This window comes from Azospirillum sp. B4 (assembly GCF_000333275.1).
In the GTDB taxonomy this organism is placed as follows: domain Bacteria; phylum Pseudomonadota; class Alphaproteobacteria; order Azospirillales; family Azospirillaceae; genus Nitrospirillum.
On sequence record NZ_BACU01000355.1, the window covers coordinates 1 to 1553 of the forward strand.

Annotated in this window: 2 pseudogenes; both read right to left on the reverse strand. The window is 70.2% G+C overall.

The window, feature by feature from the left end:
* Window positions 1–320 (reverse strand): annotated as a pseudogene (locus I55_RS15730) (hypothetical protein); the annotation flags it as partial.
* A 32-nt stretch (window positions 321–352) separates the two neighbouring features.
* Window positions 353–1553: pseudogene (gpmI, locus tag I55_RS15735) on the reverse strand (2,3-bisphosphoglycerate-independent phosphoglycerate mutase); the annotation flags it as partial.

Sequence of the window (1553 nt, forward strand, 5' to 3'; positions counted from 1 at the left end):
CCGGACAGCGACTGCTCCATTGCGCGCAGGGCGTCGTCCTGGCGGCGCTGGTCCTCCGCCACCGCCACGGATTTGGCGCGCAGGTCGGCCAGATCGCGTTCCAGGGCGTCGTTCTTGGCGTCCAGCTCCGCCTTGCGGGCCTGGTCGGCCTTCAGGTCCTTTTCGACCTTGTCCAGTTGGCGCTGCGGATCCGGTTTGGATGTCGCCTGTGCCACTGGCGTCAACACGGTGGGAGGGGCATGCGCGGCCAGCACCGGTCCCGGCGCCAGCAGAGCCAGCGCCAGGGGCAGCAGACTGTAGGGGGCCCTGAAGACGGTCACTCGGGTCGCGATCCTCGCGGGGAGTCGGGCGATTATTCGGCCGCCGCGCGCGCCGCGTCGCGGACCAGCAGGGACCGGCCGGTCATCTCCTCCGGCTGGGGCAGGCCCATCAGTTCCAGCAGGGTGGGGGCCACGTCGGCCAGCTTGCCCCGGTCCAGGCGGACCACGTCGGCCGGCGCGTTCACCAGGATGGCGGGCACCAGGTCCAGGGTGTGGGCGGTGTGCGGGCCGCCCGTCTCCGGGTCCTTCATCAGCTCGCAATTGCCATGGTCGGCGGTGATCAGCAGGGCGCCGCCCTGGCGCTTCACCGCCTCCTCCAGCCGGCCGATGCTGCGGTCCACCGCCTCCACCGCCTTGACGGCGGCGGCCAGGATGCCGGAATGGCCCACCATGTCGGGGTTGGCGTAGTTCACCACCACCAGGTCGAACGTGCCGCTGTCCACCGCCGCCACCAGCTTGTCCGTCAGCTCATCGGCCGACATCTCCGGCTGCAGGTCGTAGGTCGCCACCTTGGGCGAGGGGACCAGGATGCGCTCCTCCCCCTCGTAGACCTTTTCCTCGCCGCCGTTGAAGAAGAAGGTGACGTGCGGGTACTTCTCCGTCTCCGCGATGCGCAGCTGACGCAGGCCCCGCTGCGACACGATCTCGCCCAGGGTGTGGCGGATTTCCTTGGGCGGGAAGATGGCCGGCAGAAACTTCGCCAGGGCCGAGGAATACTCCACCATGCCCAGCTGGGCGGCGAACTTCACCGGCATGCCGCGGTCGAAGCCGCTGAACTCCGGCTCCACCAGGGCGGACAGGATCTCGCGCGCGCGGTCGGCGCGGAAGTTGGCCATCAGCACGCCGTCGCCGTCCTTCATGCCGGCGTAGTCGCCGATGACGGTGGGCAGGATGAACTCGTCGTGCTTGCCGGCGTCATAGCTCTGCGTCACCGCCGCCTCGGCGCTGACGGCCTTTTCGCCCTCGGCCGACACCAGGGCGCGGTAGGCCTTTTCCACCCGGTCCCAGCGCTTGTCGCGGTCCATGGCGTAGTAGCGGCCGTCCACCGTGGCGATCTTGGCGTTGGCCAAGGCCTTCAGCCCGGCCTCGATGGCGGCCAGCTGCTCCAAGGCGCTCTGCGGCGGCACGTCGCGGCCGTCGGAGAAGGCGTGCAGGGCCACGGGGATGCCGGCCTGGGCCAGCATTGGGCCAGGGCCACCATGTGGTCCTGATGGCTGGCCCCCTCCGGGGAGC